Consider the following 5,821-nt stretch of genomic DNA (forward strand, 5'->3'; position numbering starts at 1 on the left):
ATAGTTTGGTGATGATGGCAGAGAGGTCACACCCGTTCCCATACCGAACACGGAAGTTAAGCTCTCTAGCGCCGATGGTAGTTGGGACCTTGTCCCTGTGAGAGTAGGACGTCGCCAAGCAACTTTAAGACGAGTCAGAATGACTCGTCTTTTTTGTGTTTTATAAAAATAAGAATGGCTGGTAAATCTCAGTTTATTAAAATTCCACTTTATTGTTCACATCAACAAGTTCAAAACGCTCACAGACGAGTAACATATCTTCAGAGAAATTAAGACCAAGCTCATTTAGTTCCTTTGTAAAAAAACGAACATGGGTGTCTCTCCAGTAATTATAAGTACGATCTCCTTCGCCTTCAGCGATAGCGAATTCTTCGCTTACTTCATTCATTGGTGTTACAGTTACTTCTATTGTCTTAATAATAGCTACAGGTTCATCATTACTATTGAGTATAATACTATAATCAATAGTAGTCGGTAGTGATTCATGTTCTAATTCATAAAAAATGTGACCGGAGCATGTAGCGGTTTTAATACCGTCAATTACTAGTTGTGCAAGATAATTAGGGGCATCCCCAAATTGCCAAGCTGTAACAGATTCTGGTTTTTTGTTGTTTCCCCAATAAGTATCCCAATATGTCTGTGCTAATTGATTCATTTTTATCGTTACCTCACTCTAATTCATATTTAGTCTCTTTATAATTCCTAGGAAATTTACTTACTTATTTAGTATGTCTTTGTACTCATTTAAAAGTTGTAGCGGTGTGTTGCAAATTAAAAAGATACTATGTGGAGTGAATATAGTTTGTAAATATGTTCTGTACATATATGGAATCTTTAATTTTCCAATTGCATTTTATGATAAAGGATGTAGTTACTTAAAGAACGTTCAGATTATGAATGGTAGTTTATTATCACTATGCCATATTGAAGTGAGTAATACTAGAGTTAAAATAGATGAAAAAACTGATATTCTAAATTGAATATCAGTTTAATAATATGTGACTTATATGAATCTATAGCAATACGAAAAGCGTAAATAAGATAGCCAACAAAATACGATAGTACGCAAAAGGTTTTAAACCTATCTTCTCTAAAAGCTTTAGAAAAGTTACTACCGCTAGCATCGCTACTATAAAAGAGGTAATGAATCCTACCGCAAACATAGGGATGTCATCGACACTTAAATACTTCCAACTTTTTAGTAAGTCTAAGCCTGTAGCCCCAATCATTACAGGAAGAGCTATTAGAAAAGAGAATTCAGATGCAGTCTTATAATTTACTTTTGCTAATAGACCTCCAGAGATAGTAGAGCCAGCTCTAGAGAAGCCAGGGTATACTGCTAAGCACTGAAATAATCCGATTGTTAAAGCTTGGCGGTATGTTAAATCGTCCAGTGAATAGGCTGCTGCCTCTTTCTTTTTTACTTCTGCAAAGAGCATAAGAATTGCACCTGCTACAAGTCCAATCACAACAGTGTATGGCTGGAATAAGTATGTTTTAATAATATCATGTAGTAGCAAACCAGCAACCACTGCCGGAAATACGCCAAGAAATACATGGAACGCGTTGAATTTTTTTTCTTTCTGTAGAAGAGGCTTAATATTACATAAAGAAACGAGACGTTTATGATATAAAATTGCAATGGCTAAAATTGCGCCTAGCTGAATAACAATTTCAAACGTTTTCGCTCTTTCTCCCTCAAAGCCTAATAAATGCCCGACTAATATAAGATGGCCAGTAGAGGATATAGGTAAAAATTCAGCTAATCCTTCTACAATACCGAGTATGAAGGCAATAATGATATCGCTCATAGTTTCACTCCTACAAATTAATGAATGTCTACTTTTTTAAAATAGAATAGTGTTGCAATAAATCCGGAAATTGTCGTTACTGCAATGATGATATAAGAATACTCTGGTGGATATGTCGGTTGTAATTCGTTATTTGCGATATCTAGAGTAGCGGTCCACGGGAATAAATCTTTATGCTTGGAGTTTACGAGCATAAGATTAGTCATTGTAATAATGACTGTTAATATAATGGGCGGTACATAGCTCTTCATTACAAGAGTTAGTAGCACAATAGGTGAAGACAATAGAAAGAGAAGTCCACCACATATTAAAAATTCTAGGAAAGAACCTAAAAGTAAAGAAATGTTAAAGCCAGGGAAGTTCCCCAATAGCCCTAATATTAAAGTAAGTGCCCAAGCGACTAAAGTTAGCATCATAATCCAAAGAAAGAGAATGATGAATTTACTTATAATAAAGCTAATGCGCGACACGGGGATAGTTAGTAAATTTTTCAGTGTATCTTCTGCATATTCACGGGTAAGCAAATATGCAACCACTACTCCATATAAGGGGAATCCTATAACTAAAGTAGTATATAAGTTAACGTCAGTGAATAATTGATGGAACCAAATAGTTGGAGTAGGCTGTTTTGTTTTTATATGTATATAAGAGGCTACTACAACTAAGAAAGGTGCGACACCAGCACCAATAATGCTAATTAAAAACATATTAGAGCGTTTTAGTTTTAAGAGTTCTGTATAGAGTAGATTAACCAATTGTTCCACCTCCAACTAGTTTGGTGAAATAATCTTCTAGTCTATCTTCGCTTATCATCATTTTTAATACTTCAATATCGTTAAGAACAAACGTTCTGTTTATGTATCCTTGTTGTCCAAAATGAGAGTAAATACGAATATTTCCTTCATCATGTACTTCATAATCAAAAATTTGAAGATGATTTTCTAATAACATCACAGCTTTATCGTCATTATTCACTTGAAACTCTATGTACTTACGGTTTGCTTTGCGCAGCGTATCAAGAGAAACCTCTTCTAGTAACTTTCCTTCATGAATAATTCCGATACGATCGACCAACTGTTCTATCTCGGCTAATATGTGACTAGAAATGAGTATTGTTATATTTCTTTCTTGAGCTAAAGAATGAATAAGTTTTCGTATTTCTTTAATACCAATAGGGTCTAGTCCGTTAGTTGGTTCATCTAATATGAGTAGCTCAGGATAATGGAGAAGAGCGCGTGCAATTCCTAAGCGTTGCTTCATTCCTAAAGAATACTTTCCTACTAACTTTTTTGTCTCATGCTGCAAGCCTACTATTTCTAATGCTTCTTCGATAGCATTCTTTTTGTGAACCCCAATTATCTTTGCATTAATTAGTAGGTTTTCTTTTGCAGTTAAGTTTTCATAAAATCCTGGAACTTCAACTATAGAACCAATTCTGCTTAAAATATCTTTTTGATTTTGGAATAAGTTCTCTCCGAATATTTCAATCGTTCCACTTGTAGGTTTTATAAGACTAAGCAGCATACGAATGGTTGTTGTTTTACCAGCACCGTTGCGGCCTATGAAGCCATAAATCTCTCCTTGTTGAACATTAATATTTAAATTATCTACTGATTTTTGATTGCCATATACTTTAGTAAGGTTAGTCGTTTTTATAATTGTATTTATAGGAGACACCTGCTTTCTATAAGTTCTTACTTACATCATAAAAAGGAAGGCTTAACTGCATATTAATCATTTCTTAACTATTTCTTAAAAGTATTGTGTTTTGGAATAGAAAAGCCAAAAGTAGTTCGTTTCCATGGAGTACTTTCAACCCATATATGCCCACCATTTTTTTCAACGAGTGCTTTAGAAATAGAGAGTCCGAGACCGCTACCACCAAATGAAGAGTTTCTTGATTGTTCGCTTCGGTACATTCGCTCAAATATGTTTTGTAAATCATGTTTTGGAATACCAGGGCCTTGATCCCAAATATGAAGTTTGTATTCTGCATCAGCTTCTAGCAGTTCGACTCCTATTGTTTTCCCATCCTTTCCGTAATAAATTGCATTTTTCATTAAGTTACCGATAATCCGCATAATGCTTAGATGATCTGCGATGATAGGACAAGTAGACTCTGGTATGAGAATTTGCAGTTCGATGTTATGTTTTGAGAGCTCAGGTAAAAATTCAATCAAAACTTCTCTAGTAACTTCAGAAAAGTCGAGTTCTTCTTCTTTTAGTGGAAATTCATTAGCGTCTAGCTTCGCCATATTGAATATTTCATCAACTAGGTGCTTTAAGTTATTTGATTTCATATAGAGTATTTTAAGATATTCTTGTTTTTCTATTTCAGAAGCAGCAACTCCGTCTTTCAAAGCATCTATATATCCGATAATGGAGGTGAGTGGTGTTCGTATATCGTGGGAGATACTAGACAAAAGTTGTTTTCTGGATTCCTCGGATCTTTTGGCTTCAATCTGAACCTGCTCTAATTTAGCTATTAGCTCGTTTATTGAAAAAACGATATTATGTAATGAGTGGTCATTGCTTGTGAATAATCTCGTTTGTAAGTTTCCTTTTAGTACACGACTTAATTTAGTATCCATTGCTTTACGATGTTGAATGAATTGTATTCTTGAAAAGAAGAGATAAATTGTAATTAAGATAAGGATAATAAATAAAGACATTTTTACTCTTGGGCCCATTTGTATGTTTAAAATCCCACAAATGATAAGTTGTAATGAAATAAGGAAGAGGGTTTTATCAGTCTTCAAGCTTTTCACCTACAAACTTATAACCAATTCCCCATATAGTCTGAATGAATTTTGGATTGGAAGGGTCAATTTCTATTTTCTTTCTAAGTTTTCGAATATGTACCATAACGGTATTGTCATCTTCTATATAATTATCGTCCCACACATTTCGGAAGAGCTGTGTTTTTGTAAATACTTGCCCTGGGTTTGAAGTAAAGAATTTTAACAGTTCCAATTCTTTTCCGGTTAAGCTGATTTCTTCTTTGTTTGTATGAACTGTGTATGTATTTAAATTGATAGTTAGTCCTTTAAAAGATAAAGTAGTTTTTTCTTGAACAGTATTGTTACTTCCGAGAACTAAAAAACGTCGCATAAGAGCTTTTACTCGTGCAATTACTTCGTGAATGCTGAAAGGTTTCGTAATATAATCATCAGCACCAATGCTTAAACCTAAAATTTTATCAACTTCGTGATCTTTAGCTGTGAGCATTAATATAGGTATGTTAGTTTTATCTCTAAGTTTTTTACATACCTCGATTCCATCTATTTTGGGCATCATAAGATCTAATATAACGAGGTTATATTTATTTTGATTAAATAAATGCAAGGCTTCTTCGCCGTTGATTGCAGTGTCTACCATGTATAATTCTCGTTCTAAATATATTTTTAATAAATTTCGGATTTCTTTATCGTCGTCTGCTATAAGGATACGTATATCTTTCATATCTTCACCTGCTTCTAATAGAGTTTTATTGATAGTACAACAACTCTCTAATTATATACTAGTATTTGTTAAAATAAGGTTACTAGTTTTGTTGGAGGAAAACGTCCACACAAGTTAAGTCTAGAGTTCAAATTAACTTGAATATATTTGGAAAAATAAATTAAAGAGAAGCAGAAGGTGTGCTCCGATAATGAAATCCTATAGAGACGTATCTAGCTAAAAGAGCATAAAAATATTAAATTGAAGTTCTTTATAAAAAGGTGTTGACGATTATACTTTAGAGGTGTAATATAGAACAAGTCGCCGATGACAATAACGTCGCAAGCGACAAACGAAATGAAAAACTTAGTTGACATTGAAAGATGAAAATGTTAACATAAGGAAGTCGCAAATGAGCGACCAAGAAGTTCTTTGAAAACTGAACGAAACAAACAACGTGAAACGTCAATTTTTATTTTAGATGCTAGACAAACTAACTTTATTGGAGAGTTTGATCCTGGCTCAGGATGAACGCTGGCGGCGTGCCTAATACATGCAAGTCGAGCGAA

Annotated in this window: 6 protein-coding genes and 2 rRNA genes; 2 read left to right on the plus strand and 6 right to left on the minus strand. The window is 33.9% G+C overall.

Going from position 1 to position 5,821, the window contains the following annotated elements; all coding sequences use genetic code 11:
- Window positions 1-4 precede the first annotated feature (4 nt).
- Window positions 5-120, plus strand: a 5S ribosomal RNA gene (gene rrf, locus EBQ15_RS30715).
- A 76-nt stretch (window positions 121-196) separates the two neighbouring features.
- Here the strand turns inward: rrf and EBQ15_RS30720 are convergent.
- The 6 genes from EBQ15_RS30720 to EBQ15_RS30750 form a co-directional block, all read right to left on the minus strand.
- On the minus strand, window positions 197-655 hold the full coding sequence (locus EBQ15_RS30720; RefSeq protein ID WP_001072417.1) for an ASCH domain-containing protein: 459 nt from the start codon (window positions 653-655) through the stop codon (window positions 197-199).
- Window positions 656-1,013: 358 nt separating this feature from the next.
- Window positions 1,014-1,811, minus strand: coding sequence for an undecaprenyl-diphosphate phosphatase UppP (uppP, locus tag EBQ15_RS30730; RefSeq protein WP_001279960.1), 798 nt, complete (start codon window positions 1,809-1,811; stop codon window positions 1,014-1,016).
- A 17-nt stretch (window positions 1,812-1,828) separates the two neighbouring features.
- Complete coding sequence (locus tag EBQ15_RS30735; RefSeq protein WP_000247716.1) at window positions 1,829-2,566, minus strand: ABC transporter permease; 738 nt, start codon at window positions 2,564-2,566, stop codon at window positions 1,829-1,831.
- Entirely contained in the window at window positions 2,559-3,488 is a 930-nt protein-coding gene (locus tag EBQ15_RS30740; protein WP_000074577.1) for an ABC transporter ATP-binding protein, read from the minus strand. Before EBQ15_RS30740 ends, EBQ15_RS30735 begins: the two co-directional genes overlap by 8 nt.
- Window positions 3,489-3,556: 68 nt before the next feature.
- Complete coding sequence (locus tag EBQ15_RS30745; protein WP_000845337.1) at window positions 3,557-4,570, minus strand: sensor histidine kinase; 1,014 nt, start codon at window positions 4,568-4,570, stop codon at window positions 3,557-3,559.
- Entirely contained in the window at window positions 4,560-5,273 is a 714-nt protein-coding gene (locus tag EBQ15_RS30750; protein WP_000651989.1) for a response regulator transcription factor, read from the minus strand. The genes EBQ15_RS30745 and EBQ15_RS30750 overlap by 11 nt, the downstream gene beginning before the upstream one ends.
- 478 nt (window positions 5,274-5,751) lie before the next feature.
- On the opposite strand from EBQ15_RS30750, the gene EBQ15_RS30755 reads away from it, so the two are divergent.
- Window positions 5,752-5,821 (plus strand): 16S ribosomal RNA (locus EBQ15_RS30755); the annotation flags it as partial.

This window comes from Bacillus sp. 2D03 (assembly GCF_003946765.1).
GTDB lineage: Bacteria > Bacillota > Bacilli > Bacillales > Bacillaceae_G > Bacillus_A > Bacillus_A cereus.